This is a genomic window from Halopseudomonas phragmitis, assembly GCF_002056295.1.
Lineage (GTDB): Bacteria > Pseudomonadota > Gammaproteobacteria > Pseudomonadales > Pseudomonadaceae > Halopseudomonas > Halopseudomonas phragmitis.
On sequence record NZ_CP020100.1, the window covers coordinates 2,809,123 to 2,824,453 of the forward strand.

Sequence of the window (15,331 nt, forward strand, 5' to 3'; positions counted from 1 at the left end):
TCCCCGGCCGCACATCGCGCAGCTCGCCGGAATATATCAGTATTTTTTAAGTGCTTCAATTGAATGAAAAAACGGTATGATGCGCGGATGAAAACCAGCACTCCTGAAACTCCCAATGCCGTCCAGTTCGACCTGATCAATGAGGACCTGGCTGGCCAGCGTATCGACAACTACCTGCGTACCCGTCTCAAGGGCGCACCTAAGACCCTGGTTTACCGTATCTTGCGCAAGGGCGAGGTGCGGGTGAACAAGGGGCGGGTCAAGCCTGACTACCGGCTCCAGGCTGGTGACAGCATCCGGATTCCGCCGGTGCGGCTGGCCGAGCCGGATGAGCCGGTACTGGTCGGGCAGGGCATCCTGCAGGCGTTGGAAAGCAACATTTTGTATGAAGATAAGGCGCTGATCGTGGTCAACAAGCCGGCCGGTCTGGCTGTGCACGGTGGCAGCGGACTGAGCTTCGGGGTGATTGAGGCGATGCGTCAGTTGCGCCCGGACTGCCCGCAGATTGAGTTGGTGCATCGGCTGGATCGCGATACCTCCGGCTGTCTGATGATTGCCAAGAAGCGCAGCATGCTGCGCCACCTGCATGCGGCGCTGCGTGGTGATGGTGTAGACAAGTGTTATCAGGCGCTGGTGCGCGGGCGCTGGCCAGCCTCAACCAAGCGTGTGCATGCACCGTTGCAGAAGAACAATCTGCGCTCCGGTGAGCGGATGGTTGAGGTCAATGTCGAGGGTAAGGAATCTCTGACCGAGTTCAAGGTGCTGCGGCGCTTTGGTGAACTGGCGACCCTGGTCGAGGCGCGTCCGATTACCGGGCGCACTCATCAGATTCGGGTGCATGCCAAGCATGCCGGTCACCCGATCGCAGGCGACCCCAAGTATGGTGATGATGAGTTCAGTCTGAAAATTCGCGAGCTGGGTGGCAAGCGGCTGTTCCTGCATGCCGCCTCGCTGAGCGTCGAATTGCCTGACGGGCAACAGCTCAATGTGCGGGCTGAGCCTGGGGATATGTGGGAGCGTACCTTGGAGCGGTTGGCCAATGCGTGAGCTGGATACCCTGATTTTTGACTGGGATGGCACGCTGGCCAATTCTATTGAGCGTATTGTGACTGCCATGCAGGTCGCGGCGGCTGAGTTGAAACTGCCGGCCCTTGATGGCGAGCAGGTGCGCGGGATTATCGGGCTGGGATTGCCTGAAGCGATAGCCGTGCTGTATCCGGGGCTGGTTGGTGAGCCGCAGGCGCAAGAGCTGGCGCGCGGCTACAGTGCCCATTATCGGCGCCTCGATAGTACGCCTTCTCCGCTGTTTGATGGGGTGCTGGATGTGCTGGAACGGTTTCGTCGCGAAGGCTTCCAGTTGGCAGTGGCTACCGGTAAGGGGCGGGCGGGGCTGGAACGAATCCTGGCTGCCCATGGTCTGAGCCATTACTTCGATGCAACCCGTTGTGCCGACGAGACGGCAAGCAAGCCGGATCCGCGCATGTTGCATGAAATTCTGCAGGCATGCGACTCCATGGCGGGGCGGGCGCTGATGGTCGGTGATAGCGAATTCGATATCCAAATGGCGCATAATGCAGGTATGACGGCCGTGGCGGTCAGTTACGGCGCGCAAAGCCGCGAGCAGTTGGCGCTGAGTCGGCCGACACACTGTATCGATAGATTTGACGAGCTATACGGTTGGGTTCTTGCTCAGCGTGAGACCCTGATATCCAACGAGGTAAACTGATGCAATCCGATCGCTGGACGGAAGGCCCGATGGTCACTCGGGATGAGGCGGACAAGGCCAAGGAAGACAAGAAGGCCTGGGAGCTGTTGGAAAAGGCCGTGCTGGCCTCGGTGCAAGAGCAGCGCCGGGCTCGGCGTTGGGGTATTGTGTTCAAGACCTTGACCTTCGTTTATCTGTTTGGCGTGGCGTTGCTGTTCTCGCCAATGATCGGCGTTGAAGGGCGCAAGGCCTTGAATGTGCCGCATACGGCGGTGATTGAGGTGCGAGGCATGATTGCCGACCGTCAGGAGGCCAGTGCCGACAACCTGGTCACCAGTCTGCGTCGCGCCTTTGAAGACGAAAATACCCGCGGTATTGTTCTGCGTATCAACAGTCCGGGCGGTAGTCCGGTTCAGGCGGGCTATGTCTATGATGAGATCAAGCGCCTGCGTGCACTGAATCCGGCGGTGCCGGTTTATGCGGTGATTACCGATCTCGGAGCATCTGGTGCTTATTATATAGCTGCAGCGGCTGATGCCATTTATGCCGACAAGGCCAGTCTGGTTGGGTCTATCGGGGTAACAGCGGCCGGTTTTGGTTTTGTCGAGGCGCTGGACAAGCTGGGGATTGAGCGGCGTAGCTATACCGCTGGTGAGCACAAGTCATTCCTGGACCCGTTCCAGCCTGAGAAGCCGGAAGAGCGACAGTTCTGGCAGGGTGTTCTGCAGACCACGCATCAGCAGTTCATTGAGCAGGTCAAAGCGGGGCGCGGCGAGCGGCTCAAAGAGCATCCGGATCTGTTCAGTGGTCTGGTGTGGTCTGGTGAGCAGGCGCTGGAGCTGGGGCTTGTTGATGGTCTGGCCAGCACCTCAAGTGTGGCCCGTGATGTGGTAGGAGTCGAAAAGATTGAAGACTTCACTTACCGTGAATCACCATTCGAGCGCTTTACCAAGCGCCTGGGGACCAGTATCGGTAATGCGCTGGCCACTCAGCTAGGCTTGAGTGGTCCGGTGCTGCGCTAGGGAAGCACTGATTAAATCAGTTTCGGTGCTGGCCCAATTGTCGCTGACCTGTTCTGGACACGCTGTAAATACATCCCTGTACGCTCTTAGATGCCATCCCTGGCATCTAACGGTCCAGAACAGGTCAGCGCCAACCGGACTACTGAGCTTGCGTGCAATTAATCAGCGTGTCTCAAGGCGCTCAGGGAATCTGAATGCCGTGCTCGGCCAGTAGATCGCAGAGTCTGATCAGCGGCAGGCCGATCAGGCTGTTCGGGTCGTCGCCACGCAGAGCGCGAAACAGGCTGATGCCCAGTCCTTCGGATTTGAAGCTGCCGGCGCAGTCGTAGGGCTGCTCAGCCAGCAGGTAGCGCTCGATGGTGGCTTCGTCGAGCTGGCGGAATACCACCTCGAACGGCTCGACAATTGAGCGAGCAGTATCGCTGGCGCTGTCGAGCAGGCACAGCGATGTGAGAAAGCGAATGCTTTTGCCGCTACAGCGACGAAGTTGCTCCAGGGCATTGGCGTGATTACCGGGCTTGCTGACCGGTTGGCCGTCAAGCAATAACACCTGGTCGGAGCCGATAATCAGATGTGTTGGATAGTGCTCAATCAAGGCCCTGGCCTTGGCTTCGGCCAGACGCAGGGTCAGTTGCTCGGGGGCTTCGCCCGGGAGTGGGGTTTCGTCGATGTCCGGGGCGGCCCACTCGAAGGGTAGGTTCAGGCGCTCGAGCAGCTGGCGGCGGTAAGGTGAGCTGGAGGCTAGTACCAGTGACGGCATGATGATTCCTTGGGGCGCAAAGGGCATCATTCTAACGCTGTTGACTGAAACTGGTAAAAATTGCGCCAAATAGTTTTGACAGCAGCCTGCATGGTGCCTAGAATTGCGCGCTTATGTCTGGACCCATACCCGCACACATCGAGCCTCGAAGGCTGGCAGATCGGGGCGTAGTGCTTAACGGCACGATTGCTGCCGCCAAGTTGCCGCGTCTGAGTGCTGAATTGAACGCTCCTGCCGGCGATGTTTTGGTTGAGCTGAAGTTCGCTCGGGACGAGCAGGGTGTTCGTACCCTGAACGGCCATTACCAGGTCGAGGTGGCGCTGATTTGTCAGCGCTGCCTGGAGCAGGTCGAGGTAATGCTTGATAGTCGGTGTGAGGTGGGGTTTGTCGACAGTGATGAGGCAGCGCGTAATCTGCCGCGTCACTATGAACCGGTTATTGTGGATGACGAGACGCTCGATCTGTATGGGCTGATCGAAGATGAGTTGCTGCTGGCCTTGCCTGCGGTACCCATGCATCCACTGGATAGCTGTCAGCACCCGCCGGGCTATCAGCCCGAAGAAGCGGGGCTGGAGGAGCAGGTTGAAAAGCCCAACCCCTTCAGCGTGCTGGCCAAGTTGAAACGCGATACCTGAGCTTATAGGAGCTTATAGTCATGGCTGTACAGCAGAACAAAAAGTCCCGTTCCGCACGTGGCATGCGTCGTTCGCACGACGCTCTCGAAGCCGCTGCCCTGTCTGTGGACAGTACCACTGGTGAAACTCATCTGCGTCACCACGTTTCTCCGGATGGCTTCTACCGTGGCCGTCAGGTAGTGAACAAGGGCAACGACGAATAAGTCGTTTTGTCCACGTCAGTCCGTCTTGCGATTGATGTGATGGGCGGGGATCACGGTCCCCGCTGCATTATCCCCGCCGTTGCCCGTAGTTTGGCCAAGTTGCCTGAACTACAGGTCATACTGGTCGGCTCGAAAGAGTCGCTGGTCGCCTTGTCTCATGAGTATCGGCTGCCTGCCGAACGCGTGAGTTTTCGCTATACCTCTGAACAGATCCTTGCCGATGATTCGCCGGCCAGCGTGTTGCGCCACAAGCGCGATGCATCCATGCGCGTGGCTATCGAACTGGTGCGCGACGGGCAGGCCGATGGTTGTCTGAGTGCCGGCAATACCGGCGCGCTGATGGTGTTGTCGCGGGCGCTGTTGGGGACGCTTGAAGGTATCGAGCGGCCGGCAATCATGGCCGCACTGCCGGTGGCGGGCAAACCTTGCTATCTGCTGGATCTGGGCGCCAATGTCGATTGCTCGGCCAGGCAGTTGTTCGAGTTCGCGATCATGGGATCCGAGGCGGTGGCTGAGTTGTCCGGCAATCCGCGGCCGCGAGTCGGTCTGCTCAATATCGGCCGTGAAGTCAACAAAGGCAGTGCGCGGGTGCGTGAGGTGTCCGAGCTTCTGCGTCAGTGTGAGCTGATCAACTATGTTGGCCATGTTGAGGGGGATGGGCTATTCCGTGATGAGGCAGACTTGGTCGTGTGCGACGGTTTCGTCGGCAATGTAGTGCTCAAGGCCAGTGAGGGTCTGGCGCACTACCTGCAGGCCCAGGTGCGCGATGTGTTGGCGGCTCATCCGCTTCTGGCCTGGCTGTCGCCGCTGCTTCGTCGGCTGCTCAGGCCGGTGCTGCGCCGGCACGATCCAGATCTCTACAATGGCGCAAGTCTGTTGGGCTTGCGCGCAGTGGTGGTCAAGAGTCATGGGGGGGCTGGCGAGCGGGCTTTTGAAGCGGCGATTGTCCAGGCTGTGGCGGCGAGCAGGGCGCGACTGGCTGAGCGGATTGCCGAGCGGCTGGCGCAATCTGGCGTGCAGAGCCTGTGACTCTGTTCAAAGCTTCGTCATCAAACCAGCATATTGTTTGGCAGACCCTGTATAAGGCCGTTCAATAATGATTGATAACAACACGAGGAACCTTGCATGACTCAAACCCTCGCTTTCGTCTTTCCCGGTCAGGGCTCTCAGACGGTAGGCATGCTCGCCGAGCTGGCGCAGCAGCACGATGTCGTCGCACAGACCTTTGCCGAAGCCTCCGAGGCTCTGGGTTATGACCTGTGGCAACTTTGCCAGAATGGCCCGGAAGCTGACCTGAATCGTACTGATCGTACTCAGCCGGCGATCCTGACCGCTTCGGTTGCCCTCTGGCGGTTGTGGTGTGCGCAGACTGATGTGCGGCCGGCTTTCGTCGCTGGGCACAGTCTGGGTGAATACTCGGCACTGGTAGCTGCCGGCGTCATTGGCTTTGCTGAAGCGGTCAAGCTGGTCGAGCGCCGTGGTCAACTGATGCAGCAGGCTGTTCCCGAGGGACAGGGCGCCATGGCGGCGATTCTGGGCCTGACTGATGAGCAGATCATTGGTCTGTGTGCAGAAGCAGCGCAGGGCGAAGTGGTCAGTGCTGTCAATTTCAATGCGCCAGGCCAGGTGGTGATTGCCGGCCAGGCCAGCGCGGTGCAACGCGCCGTTGAAGCCTGCAAGGCTGCTGGCGCCAAGCGGGCCTTGCCGCTGCCGGTCAGCGTACCTTCGCACTGTGCCTTGATGAAGCCGGCTGCCGAGCAGTTGGCCAGCGATTTTGTTGCCTTGAACTGGCAGGCGCCGAACATGACGCTGGTCCAGAATGTCAGCGCCCGTCCGGCCGACGGGCTGGACAGTCTGCGCAGTCAGTTGGTCGAGCAGCTGTATAGCCCGGTACGCTGGGTCGAGTCGGTCGAATTCATGGCCGCCCAAGGGGTTACCGATCTGATCGAATGTGGTCCCGGCAAGGTGCTCAGCGGGTTGAACAAACGCTGCGTCAAAGGGGTCAATACCCACAATCTGGACAGCGCCGACGGTTTGGCCGCGGCGATCAGTCACATTACTCAAGGAGCATGAGCATGAGTCTTGAAGGAAAGGTTGCGCTGGTCACTGGCGCCAGTCGCGGAATTGGTCAGGCTATTGCCCATGCTTTGGCTGCCCAGGGCGCGGTGGTTATCGGTACGGCCACCAGTGACAGCGGTGCCGAGGCAATCGCCGCCAAGCTGGCTGAGGCCGGCTACAAGGGTACTGGGCTGAAGCTGGATGTGCGTGATGCTGAATCGGTCGCTGCTGTGCTGGACAAGGTTACCAGTGAGTTCGGCGCGCCTGCGATTCTGGTCAATAATGCCGGTATCACCCAGGACAACCTGCTAATGCGGATGAAGGACCAGGAGTGGGATGATGTCATCAATACCAATCTCGGCTCGGTCTACCGTCTGTCCAAGGCTGTGCTGCGCGGCATGACCAAAGGCCGCTGGGGTCGTATCATCAACATCAGTTCGGTGGTTGGGGGTATGGGCAATGCCGGTCAGTCCAACTATGCTGCAGCCAAGGCTGGCATGGAAGGTTTCACCCGGGCGCTGGCACGTGAAGTCGGCTCGCGGGCGATCACGGTCAACTCGGTGGCACCTGGTTTCATCGATACCGACATGACTCGGGCGCTGACTGATAGCCAGCGTTCCGTGATGCTGGATCAGATTCCGCTGGGTCGCTTGGGTCAGGCGCAAGAGATCGCAGGTGTGGTGGCTTTCCTGGCCAGCGATGCAGCAGGCTATATTACCGGGGCGACTATCCCGGTGAATGGCGGAATGTTCATGAACTGAATGGATGGTCATGCCGCTGCTATACTGGCATGCTCTGATCCGTGGTTTTGTTTGGCTTGGTGAAGGCTGCAAGCCTTGACCTCTTTGAGATGGAAGTGATTTGCGCTTGAAAGATCGCAAATTGTTTCTATAAACTACCCGCAGTCCGGCTTCTCGGAACTGCAACTAGGAGTGAGAACAAGGTATGAGTACCATTGAAGAACGCGTCAAGAAAATCGTTGCCGAACAACTCGGCGTCAAAGAAGAGGAAGTAACCAACAGCGCTTCCTTCGTTGAAGATCTTGGCGCTGACTCCCTGGACACCGTGGAGCTGGTAATGGCTCTCGAGGAAGAATTCGAGACCGAGATTCCGGACGAAGAGGCCGAGAAGATCACCACCGTTCAGGAAGCCATCAACTACGTGAATGCTCATCAGAAGTAATCACGTAGCCTGCTGACAGGACGTACAAAGCCGCAGCTTCCTCTGGGACTGCGGCTTTTTTGTTGTCTGTAACCTGGCCGGTACGCGAAGGTCTCTCAGCCTTGCCGCCAGCCGCCTTTATGCGGACAATAGCCGCATTTCGGGCGAGGGACGACCACGTCCGCCGTTTTCACGAGTAGATTTAAGGAGTCTCCTGTGTCGCGCAGACGCGTGGTGGTAACCGGTTTGGGTATGTTGTCGCCTTTGGGCAATACAGTCGACGAGAGTTGGCAGGCTGCGGTGGCGGGCAAGAGCGGTATTGGCCCGATCGAGCATATGGACGTCAGTGCCTTTGGCACCCGTTTTGGTGGTTCGGTCCGTGAGTTCGATATCGAGCTCTACATGGCTGCCAAGGAAGCGCGCAAACTCGATCTGTTCATCCAGTATGGTGTCGCGGCCTGCATACAGGCCCTGCGTGACAGCGGCCTGGAAGTGACTGATGCCAACCGTGACCGCATCGGCGTGTCGATGGGCTCGGGTATTGGTGGTCTGACCAACATCGAAAAGAATCATGAGCTGCTGATGAACAGCGGGCCGCGCCGGATTTCCCCGTTCTTTGTACCGGGCTCGATCATCAACATGGTTTCCGGCTATCTGTCGATTCAGTACGGTCTGCAAGGGCCGAACTACGCCATTACCACCGCCTGTACCACTGGTACCCATAGCATCGGCATGGCAGCGCGCAATATTGCTTATGGCGAGGCGGATGTGATGGTCGCAGGTGGTTCGGAAATGGCGACCAGCGGTCTGGGCCTGGGTGGCTTCAGCGCCGCTCGTGCATTGTCCACGCGCAATGATGATCCGCAGGCTGCCAGCCGCCCCTGGGATCGCGATCGTGACGGTTTTGTCCTGTCTGACGGTGCCGGGGCCATGGTGCTGGAAGAGTATGAGCATGCCAAAGCGCGTGGAGCGACCATCTATGCCGAGCTGATTGGTTTCGGCATGAGCGGTGACGCCTATCACATGACTGCTCCGCCGGAGGATGGTCGCGGTGGTGCCCAGTGCATGCGCAATGCCCTGCGTGATGCCGGGATAGCTCCTGAGGCAGTGGGTTACATCAATGCCCACGGTACTTCGACCTCGGCTGGTGATCTGGCAGAAACCATGGCGGTCAAGGCGGTATTCGGTGAGCACGCCAGCCAACTGGCGATCAGTTCAACCAAGTCCATGACCGGTCATTTGCTCGGTGCCGCCGGCGCAGTCGAAGCGATCTTCAGTGTACTGGCGCTGCGTGATCAGGTCGCCCCACCGACTATCAACCTGGACAACCCGGACGAAGGCTGCGACCTCAACTACGTGGCGCATGAAGCCCAGCAGCGTGCCATCGATGTCGCTGTCTCTAACTCCTTCGGCTTTGGTGGTACCAATGGCAGCCTGGTATTTCGCCGCCTGTGACGGAGCCCGACGTGGCTGCGCCCACTGAGCCGCTGTGCCTGATCAACGGGCAGGTCGGCTCCGCGCTGCCCGTGGATGATCGCGGACTGGCTTATGGTGACGGCCTGTTCGAGACCATCAGGGTGCGCGCTGCCCAGCCCACATTGCTCGATTATCATTTGCGCCGTTTGCGCCGTGGTGCCGAGCAACTGCGGCTGGAGCTGGACTGGGCTGCGCTGCAGAGCGAATTGCTGCTGATGGCCTCACAGTCCGGGGTCGGCGTGATCAAGCTGATTGTGACCCGTGGCTCTGGCCAGCGCGGCTATTCAGTTGCAGGAGCCCAGCAGCCCTTGAGGATTGTCATGGGGTCGGCACTGCCCGAATACCCGCCTGACCGTCAGTCGCAGGGTGTGGAGCTGTTTTCCTGCCAGACTCGCTTGGCCAGCCAGCCGCTGCTGGCGGGGCTCAAGCACCTCAATCGCCTTGAGCAAGTACTGGCGCGCAGCGAGTGGCTGGATTCCCGTTATGCCGAAGGGCTGATGTGCGATCAGCATGACCGGATTATTGAGTGTACGATGAGCAATCTGTTTCTGCGTTGGCAGGGGCACTGGATTACTCCGGACTTGAGTGAATCGGGTGTGCGTGGGGTGATGCGCGATTATCTGATCGACAGACTGGCTGAAGAGGGCGATCCGGTCAGCATTGTCGCGGTGGATCAGCTCATGTTGCATGAATGCAGTGAGCTGTTTTGCTGCAACAGCCTGTATGGTGTCTGGCCGATTGTGGCCATGAATGGACTGCGCTGGCCGGTGGGGCAGGCCACTCTGGCGGCGCAACAAATTGCAAAGCAGGCTCTGTTGTGAAAGCTGTATTTAGGTTTTTATCCTTACTTGTTGTTTTTTCAGTACTTGTTTCCGGTTCTGTGGCGCTGTGGGGGTACTTTACCCTGCAGGCTGTGCTGAGTCAGCCGGTACGAATAGAGCAACCGGAAACGCTTGATGTGCCGCCAGGTACTACCCCGGCACGCTTGTTTGGCAGCCTTGAACAACGCGGCTGGATAGAGCGCGGCGCCTGGGTGCGCCGCTACTGGCAGTGGCGAATGCCTGGCAGCATTCTGCAAATCGGTGAATACGCGCTCGAGCCGGATCTGCAGGTACGCGACTTGCTCGGCATGCTGCAGCGTGGCGAGGTGCTCCAGCGCAGTGTGACGCTGGTTGAAGGGTGGAACTTCAGACAGTTCCGTGCCGCGCTGGCCCGTGCCGAACGCCTGGAGCAGACTTTGCCGGCAGAACTCACGGCGCAGCAGGTCATGGCGGAGCTGGGTTTGGGGGATGTACACCCCGAGGGGCAGTTCTTCCCGGATACCTACCTGTATACCCTGAATATGAGTGACCGTGACATCTTGCTGCGGGCTTATCAGCGGATGCAGACGGTGCTGGCTGAAGCCTGGGAGCAGCGGGCTGACAATCTCCCGATCAGCACCCCTTATGAGGCGCTGATTTTGGCCTCGATCATCGAAAAGGAAACCGGCGTGCCCTATGAGCGCGGCGAGATCGCTGGCGTCTTTGCCCGGCGTCTGCGGATCGGTATGCGGCTGCAAACCGATCCGACCGTGATCTACGGCATGGGCGAGGACTACAATGGACGGATTCGCCGGGCTGATCTGCGTCGGCCAACCCCCTATAACACCTACGTGATCAATGGCTTGCCGCCAACACCTATCGCCATGCCTGGACGCGAGGCGCTGGTGGCCGCGGTCAATCCCGAGCCCGGTACCAGTTTGTACTTCGTCGCACGTGGTGATGGCAGTCATGTGTTCTCCGATACCCTGCAGCAGCACAACCGGGCTGTACGCAAGTATCAGATCGAGCAACGCGCGGCCAATTACCGCTCCAGCCCGCCTCCAGCTCTCAGTCAACAGGAAACAGCTCCGTGAGCGGAATGTTCATCACCTTCGAGGGGCCGGAAGGCGCCGGCAAGTCGACCAATCTGCGATTGTTTGCCGAGGCTCTGCGCAAGGCTGGCTGTGAGCCATTGCTGACCCGTGAGCCAGGCGGTACGCCCATCGCCGAGCAGATTCGCGCTCTGCTGCTGAGCGAGCATGACGAGGTCATGGATGCCGATGCCGAACTGTTGCTGGTATTTGCTGCCCGGGCTCAGCACCTGAATAGCCTGATCCGCCCTGCACTGGCTGCCGGGAAGGTGGTGATCAGCGATCGTTTCACCGATGCTACCTACGCCTATCAGGGCGGTGGGCGGGGAATTCCCGACAGCCGGATCGCTGAACTGGAGAACTGGGTTCAAGGTTCGCTGCGCCCAGACCTGACGTTGGTATTCGATGTGCCGATCGACGTTGGCATGGCCCGCGCACGAGCGCGCAGTGAGCTGGATCGCTTTGAACAGGAGCAGCAGAGCTTTTTTGAGGCGGTACGCACCAGCTACCTGCGACGCGCAGCGGCTGATCCTCAGCGTTACCGGATCATCGATGCCAGTGGCTCGCTTGAACAGGTTGGAGCCGCGCTCCAGCCGGTGATCGACGAAGTTCTGGAGCGCTGGCATGGCTGAACTGGGTATGCAGCCATGCCCCTGGCATCTGCCAGCCTGGAGCGCCCTGGTGAACCAGCCTCGGCATGCGCACGCCTACCTGTTCAGTGGCTTACCGGGTATTGGCAAGCGCGACTTTGCCGCTGCCTTTGCCGCCTGGCTGCTGTGTGAGCAGCCACAGCAAGGCCAGGCCTGCGGCCAGTGTCGTAGTTGTCTGCTGCGCCAGGCCGGCAGCCATCCAGACATGTTGCTGCTGGAGCCGGAGGAGGAGGGCAAGGCGATCCGGGTCGACGCCGTTCGCCAGCTGGTCGGCTTCATTGCCCAGACAGCGCAGCAGGGTGGACGCAAGGTGATCATTCTGCAGCCGGCCGAAGCGATGAACCAGAACGCTGCCAATGCCCTGCTCAAGTCGCTGGAAGAGCCGACCCGCGATACTTACCTGTTGCTGGTCAGTGATCAGCCCAGCCGGTTGCTGCCGACTATTCGCAGTCGCTGTCTGGTGCAGGCGCTGCCAACCCCGAGCCGGGATCAGGCATTGCAGTGGCTGGCCGGACAATTGCCGGAATTGAGCGGCCAGCAGCATGATGCTTTGCTGCAAATGGCAGCTGGTGCGCCGCTGCGGGCACTGGCACTGCAGGGACTGGAAGCCGCTGTGCTGCGGGAAAAGGTCGTGGAAGGGGTCAAGGAACTGCTCAAAGGGCAGGTCTCGGCCAGCCAGCTCACTGATCGCTGGTCGTCGGTACCGCTAGAGTTGCTGGTAGATTGGTTCTGCAGTTGGACGCTGGATCTGCTCAAACTGCATACCCAGGCGCTGGATCAGCCCGAGAACAGCGATATGGACAAGGTTCTGGGTTATATGGCTCAGCGTATTCAGCCGCTGGCCCTGGGTCAGTGGCAGCAGTGGCTGCTGGAACATCGCGGCATGATCCTCGGTAAAGCTAACCTGAATCGTGCGCTGTTTATCGAAGCGATGCTGATACAGTGGAAACAATTGCTGGAAAGGCGTTAACCTGAGCAATATCGACATGCTTAAGCAGGGAAGGACCTGGTACTTATGAATAATCCGACCGCACCGGGACCCCGCAACGGTATTCTGTCCCTGACCATCAAGGACAAATCGGTGTTGTATGCGGCCTATATGCCTTTCGTCAAACATGGCGGTCTCTTCATTCCGACCAACAAGAGCTACCGGCTGGGCGATGAGGTGTTCATGTTGCTGAACCTGATGGAAGAGCCGGAAAAGATACCGGTGGCTGGCAAGGTGATCTGGGTTACTCCGAAAGGTGCCCAGGGTAACCGTGCCGCCGGCATTGGCGTGCAGTTCAGCGACCAGGACAACACTGCCCGCAGCAAGATCGAGACCTATCTGGCGGGTGCGCTAAAGTCCGACCGTCCAACGCATACGATGTAAAGAAACCAGAAGCCAGCGAACTGCTGAAACGTTCTTTCCCGCTATTGCGAGGTGGCAGTCCATATCCGGATTGCACTTGGCAGAGCGGTATGGATTGCCGCGTCGTTACACTCCTCGCAATGACGAGCTTGTCAGCGTTCCAAAGCTAGGATTAAAGGCTGCAAGCCAGAGATTTTTTCATGCTTATCGACTCCCACTGCCACCTTGACCGTCTGGATCTGACAGCCCACAACGGTTCGCTGGATGCGGCCCTGGATGCTGCCCGAGCCCGCGGTATCGGCAAATTTCTGTGTATTGGTGTCGATGCCGCCAATGCCCCTACCGTCAAGGCGTTGGCCGAGCGCTATGTCGATGTGTATTGCAGTGTGGGTATCCACCCGCTGGATCTCAGCCGTTCCGAGCCTACTGATCTCCAGTGGCTGATCCAGGCGCTGGCGCATCCCCGGGTGGTGGCCATTGGCGAGACCGGACTGGATTACCACTACGAGCCGGAACTGGCAGCCCAGCAGCAGGCTTCATTTCGTTGCCACCTTCAGGCTGCCCAGCAGACCGGCAAGCCCGTGATCATTCATACCCGTGAAGCCCGAGCCGATACCCTGGCGCTGTTGCGCGAAGCCGATCTGCCTCAGGCCGGCGTGTTGCATTGCTTTACCGAGGATTGGGACATGGCCAAAGCTGCACTGGATATGGGCTATTACATTTCCCTGTCCGGGATCGTGACTTTCCGCAACGCCGAGGCCCTGCGTGACGTTGCCCGCCAGGTACCGGCCGACCGCCTGCTGGTGGAGACCGATTCGCCCTACCTGGCACCGGTTCCGCATCGGGGCAAGCCCAACGAGCCGCAGTATGTGCATGAGGTGGCCAGTTTCCTGGCTGAGCTGCGGGGTGAGTCCTTCGAGCAATTGGCCGAACAGACCACGGCCAATTTTCACCGGCTGTTTCCCCTGTCTGCCTGAGGCGCTACTCACAATCAGGTGTGTTTCAGGCAAAAAAAACCCGAATCCTGGGGGATGGATTCGGGTCAAGACCATTAGGAGTGATACACAGACGGGACACGCTGCCCGTCCAGACAGGCACGGCACTTGGGGGAGATGCCGCAGGCCTGATACGTTGAGTATTGATGATAATCCCCAGCTTTCCAGCGCCAATCGCGGGTTTTATAAACTGATTTGGAATACGTTCAACGGCAGCTTATCGTCAACCGTTGTTAGTCTTTCAGGCCTGGGTCAGGCGATAAGCCTCATCCAGACGCATCAGCGCCTGGTCCAAGACCCGCTGCGGAGTATAGAAATGTGGCGACCAGCGAATGCCTCCGCCGCGCTGGGCGCAGACGACGTCAGCCTTGCGTAATTGCTCAAAGACTGCAGCCTGGTTCCGCTCGTGCAACCTGAAGGTCACGATACCTGCTCGTCGTGCAGGCTCGCTGGGACTCAATAGTTCGATAAAGGGTCGTTGGCGCAGTTGCTCAAGCAGATACTCAATACGCTGTTCCAGCGCCAAGGCTACCTGCTCCATCCCTACATCCAGCAGCAACGACAGGCTGGCCGACAGGGCCTGCTGGGCCAGCATGTTCGGGCTACCGGGTTCAAAGCGCCGGGCGCTGCTCGCCGGTTGCCAGTCTTCACGGTCGTAGTCGCCAAGGGCTTCGACCATGTGCCAGCCGAACTGGGTCAAACGCAACTGCTCACGCGCCGGCGCCCGGCAATAGAACACGCCGAGGCCCTCCGGGCCAAGCAGCCACTTGTGTCCGTCGGCCATGGCGAAGTCGCAATCAATGGCCTGAACGTCGAAGGGCAGGGCGCCCAGTGACTGGATCGCATCGACGCAGAACAGCACACCGTGCTCCCGGCAGGCCCGGCCCAGGCGCTCAAGGTCAAGCCGTAACCCGCTGCCGTATTGCACCGAGCTGATGCTCAGCAGGCGGGTGTCGGGTCCCAGGGCTGAAATCAATGCAGCTTCGGGGTCAGGACTGTCCAGGCTCACCTGGTTCAGGCGCACACCCTGGGGCGCCAGGGCTTCCCAGACAATCCGGTTGGAAGGGAACTCCTGGTCGCTGATCACAATCTCGTCACCAGCCTGCCAGTCGAGTCCCATAGCGACGAAGGACAGGGCCTCAGAGGTGTTCTTGACCAGTGCGATGTCATCGACCGAGGCGGCGTTGAGCAGTGACTGCAATTGCCGGCGCAAATGTTTCTCTGCCTGCGACCAGCGTGGGTAGTCACGGGCGCCCTGAACCAGGTTCTCCCGGGCAAAGGCGCTGACAGCTTCGGCGGCGCGTTTGGGCCAGGGTGCCACAGCGGCGTGATTCAGGTAGCAGAGCTGGTTGAGTTGGGGGAATTCGGCATCCCAGAGGGGTTGGTGCAGCATTGAATGGCTCCGGGCAAAGTGCAGGACGGTA

The 15,331-nt window shown here is 59.4% G+C and carries 18 protein-coding genes; 16 read left to right on the top strand and 2 right to left on the bottom strand.

Features of this window, described 5'->3' with window-relative positions:
- Nucleotides 1-87 precede the first annotated feature (87 nt).
- Genes rluC through sppA form a run of 3 tightly spaced genes read left to right on the top strand, consistent with a single transcriptional unit; the run spans nt 88 to nt 2,727 of the window.
- The gene (gene rluC / locus BVH74_RS13090; protein WP_080050494.1) at nt 88-1,047 is read left to right on the top strand and encodes a 23S rRNA pseudouridine(955/2504/2580) synthase RluC; all 960 of its coding nucleotides are present in this window, start codon (nt 88-90) and stop codon (nt 1,045-1,047) included.
- The gene (locus BVH74_RS13095) at nt 1,040-1,726 is read left to right on the top strand and encodes an HAD-IA family hydrolase (RefSeq protein ID WP_080050495.1); all 687 of its coding nucleotides are present in this window, start codon (nt 1,040-1,042) and stop codon (nt 1,724-1,726) included. The genes rluC and BVH74_RS13095 overlap by 8 nt, the downstream gene beginning before the upstream one ends.
- Before the next feature lie 29 nt (nt 1,727-1,755).
- Nucleotides 1,756-2,727, top strand: coding sequence for a signal peptide peptidase SppA (gene sppA / locus BVH74_RS13100; protein ID WP_080051732.1), 972 nt, complete (start codon nt 1,756-1,758; stop codon nt 2,725-2,727).
- Between the two features lie 181 nt (nt 2,728-2,908).
- Here the strand turns inward: sppA and BVH74_RS13105 are convergent, their stop codons facing one another.
- Nucleotides 2,909-3,487: a Maf family protein gene (locus tag BVH74_RS13105; RefSeq protein ID WP_080050496.1), complete on the bottom strand. Its 579-nt coding sequence runs from the start codon at nt 3,485-3,487 to the stop codon at nt 2,909-2,911.
- Nucleotides 3,488-3,600: 113 nt separating this feature from the next.
- Between BVH74_RS13105 and BVH74_RS13110 the strand changes: the two genes are divergently transcribed.
- The 13 genes from BVH74_RS13110 (at nt 3,601) to BVH74_RS13170 (ending at nt 13,889) form a co-directional block, all read left to right on the top strand.
- Complete coding sequence (locus tag BVH74_RS13110; RefSeq protein WP_080050497.1) at nt 3,601-4,122, top strand: YceD family protein; 522 nt, start codon at nt 3,601-3,603, stop codon at nt 4,120-4,122.
- Between the two features lie 20 nt (nt 4,123-4,142).
- Nucleotides 4,143-4,325, top strand: a complete 183-nt coding sequence (rpmF, locus tag BVH74_RS13115) for a 50S ribosomal protein L32 (RefSeq protein WP_080050498.1) — start codon at nt 4,143-4,145, stop codon at nt 4,323-4,325.
- Between the two features lie 6 nt (nt 4,326-4,331).
- Entirely contained in the window at nt 4,332-5,354 is a 1,023-nt protein-coding gene (gene plsX, locus BVH74_RS13120; protein ID WP_080050499.1) for a phosphate acyltransferase PlsX, read from the top strand.
- A gap of 96 nt (nt 5,355-5,450) precedes the next feature.
- Nucleotides 5,451-6,398: an ACP S-malonyltransferase gene (gene fabD, locus BVH74_RS13125; RefSeq protein WP_080050500.1), complete on the top strand. Its 948-nt coding sequence runs from the start codon at nt 5,451-5,453 to the stop codon at nt 6,396-6,398.
- A 2-nt stretch (nt 6,399-6,400) separates the two neighbouring features.
- Nucleotides 6,401-7,144 carry a 3-oxoacyl-ACP reductase FabG gene (gene fabG / locus BVH74_RS13130; RefSeq protein WP_080050501.1) on the top strand — a complete coding sequence of 248 codons (744 nt, stop codon included), beginning with the start codon at nt 6,401-6,403 and terminating at the stop codon, nt 7,142-7,144.
- Nucleotides 7,145-7,328: 184 nt separating this feature from the next.
- On the top strand, nt 7,329-7,565 hold the full coding sequence (gene acpP / locus BVH74_RS13135) for an acyl carrier protein (RefSeq protein ID WP_044499790.1): 237 nt from the start codon (nt 7,329-7,331) through the stop codon (nt 7,563-7,565).
- A gap of 195 nt (nt 7,566-7,760) precedes the next feature.
- Entirely contained in the window at nt 7,761-8,999 is a 1,239-nt protein-coding gene (gene fabF, locus BVH74_RS13140) for a beta-ketoacyl-ACP synthase II (protein WP_080050502.1), read from the top strand.
- A gap of 11 nt (nt 9,000-9,010) precedes the next feature.
- Nucleotides 9,011-9,841 (top strand): aminodeoxychorismate lyase, encoded by an 831-nt coding sequence (gene pabC / locus BVH74_RS13145; protein WP_231705519.1) that lies wholly within the window; start codon nt 9,011-9,013, stop codon nt 9,839-9,841.
- Nucleotides 9,838-10,914, top strand: a complete 1,077-nt coding sequence (gene mltG / locus BVH74_RS13150) for an endolytic transglycosylase MltG (RefSeq protein ID WP_080050503.1) — start codon at nt 9,838-9,840, stop codon at nt 10,912-10,914. The genes pabC and mltG overlap by 4 nt, the downstream gene beginning before the upstream one ends.
- The gene (gene tmk / locus BVH74_RS13155) at nt 10,911-11,543 is read left to right on the top strand and encodes a dTMP kinase (protein ID WP_080050504.1); all 633 of its coding nucleotides are present in this window, start codon (nt 10,911-10,913) and stop codon (nt 11,541-11,543) included. Before mltG ends, tmk begins: the two co-directional genes overlap by 4 nt.
- Nucleotides 11,536-12,531: a DNA polymerase III subunit delta' gene (locus BVH74_RS13160; protein WP_080050505.1), complete on the top strand. Its 996-nt coding sequence runs from the start codon at nt 11,536-11,538 to the stop codon at nt 12,529-12,531. The genes tmk and BVH74_RS13160 overlap by 8 nt, the downstream gene beginning before the upstream one ends.
- Before the next feature lie 45 nt (nt 12,532-12,576).
- The gene (locus tag BVH74_RS13165) at nt 12,577-12,933 is read left to right on the top strand and encodes a PilZ domain-containing protein (RefSeq protein ID WP_080050506.1); all 357 of its coding nucleotides are present in this window, start codon (nt 12,577-12,579) and stop codon (nt 12,931-12,933) included.
- A 179-nt stretch (nt 12,934-13,112) separates the two neighbouring features.
- Entirely contained in the window at nt 13,113-13,889 is a 777-nt protein-coding gene (locus tag BVH74_RS13170; protein ID WP_080050507.1) for a TatD family hydrolase, read from the top strand.
- 259 nt (nt 13,890-14,148) lie between these two features.
- On the opposite strand, the gene BVH74_RS13175 is transcribed toward BVH74_RS13170, so the two are convergent.
- Nucleotides 14,149-15,300, bottom strand: a complete 1,152-nt coding sequence (locus tag BVH74_RS13175; RefSeq protein WP_080050508.1) for an aminotransferase class V-fold PLP-dependent enzyme — start codon at nt 15,298-15,300, stop codon at nt 14,149-14,151.
- Nucleotides 15,301-15,331 lie beyond the last annotated feature (31 nt).

Excerpts from the sequence above, each read along its gene's own strand:
- rluC (WP_080050494.1), top strand. The coding sequence starts at position 88 with ATGAAAACCAGCACTCCTGAAACTCCCAATGCCGTCCAGTTCGACCTG.
- BVH74_RS13095 (WP_080050495.1), top strand. The coding sequence starts at position 1,040 with ATGCGTGAGCTGGATACCCTGATTTTTGACTGGGATGGCACGCTGGCC.
- sppA (WP_080051732.1), top strand. The coding sequence starts at position 1,756 with ATGGTCACTCGGGATGAGGCGGACAAGGCCAAGGAAGACAAGAAGGCC.
- BVH74_RS13105 (WP_080050496.1), bottom strand. The coding sequence starts at position 3,487 with ATGCCGTCACTGGTACTAGCCTCCAGCTCACCTTACCGCCGCCAGCTG.
- BVH74_RS13110 (WP_080050497.1), top strand. The coding sequence starts at position 3,601 with ATGTCTGGACCCATACCCGCACACATCGAGCCTCGAAGGCTGGCAGAT.
- rpmF (WP_080050498.1), top strand. The coding sequence starts at position 4,143 with ATGGCTGTACAGCAGAACAAAAAGTCCCGTTCCGCACGTGGCATGCGT.
- fabD (WP_080050500.1), top strand. The coding sequence starts at position 5,451 with ATGACTCAAACCCTCGCTTTCGTCTTTCCCGGTCAGGGCTCTCAGACG.
- fabG (WP_080050501.1), top strand. The coding sequence starts at position 6,401 with ATGAGTCTTGAAGGAAAGGTTGCGCTGGTCACTGGCGCCAGTCGCGGA.
- acpP (WP_044499790.1), top strand. The coding sequence starts at position 7,329 with ATGAGTACCATTGAAGAACGCGTCAAGAAAATCGTTGCCGAACAACTC.
- BVH74_RS13160 (WP_080050505.1), top strand. The coding sequence starts at position 11,536 with ATGGCTGAACTGGGTATGCAGCCATGCCCCTGGCATCTGCCAGCCTGG.
- BVH74_RS13165 (WP_080050506.1), top strand. The coding sequence starts at position 12,577 with ATGAATAATCCGACCGCACCGGGACCCCGCAACGGTATTCTGTCCCTG.
- BVH74_RS13170 (WP_080050507.1), top strand. The coding sequence starts at position 13,113 with ATGCTTATCGACTCCCACTGCCACCTTGACCGTCTGGATCTGACAGCC.
- BVH74_RS13175 (WP_080050508.1), bottom strand. The coding sequence starts at position 15,300 with ATGCTGCACCAACCCCTCTGGGATGCCGAATTCCCCCAACTCAACCAG.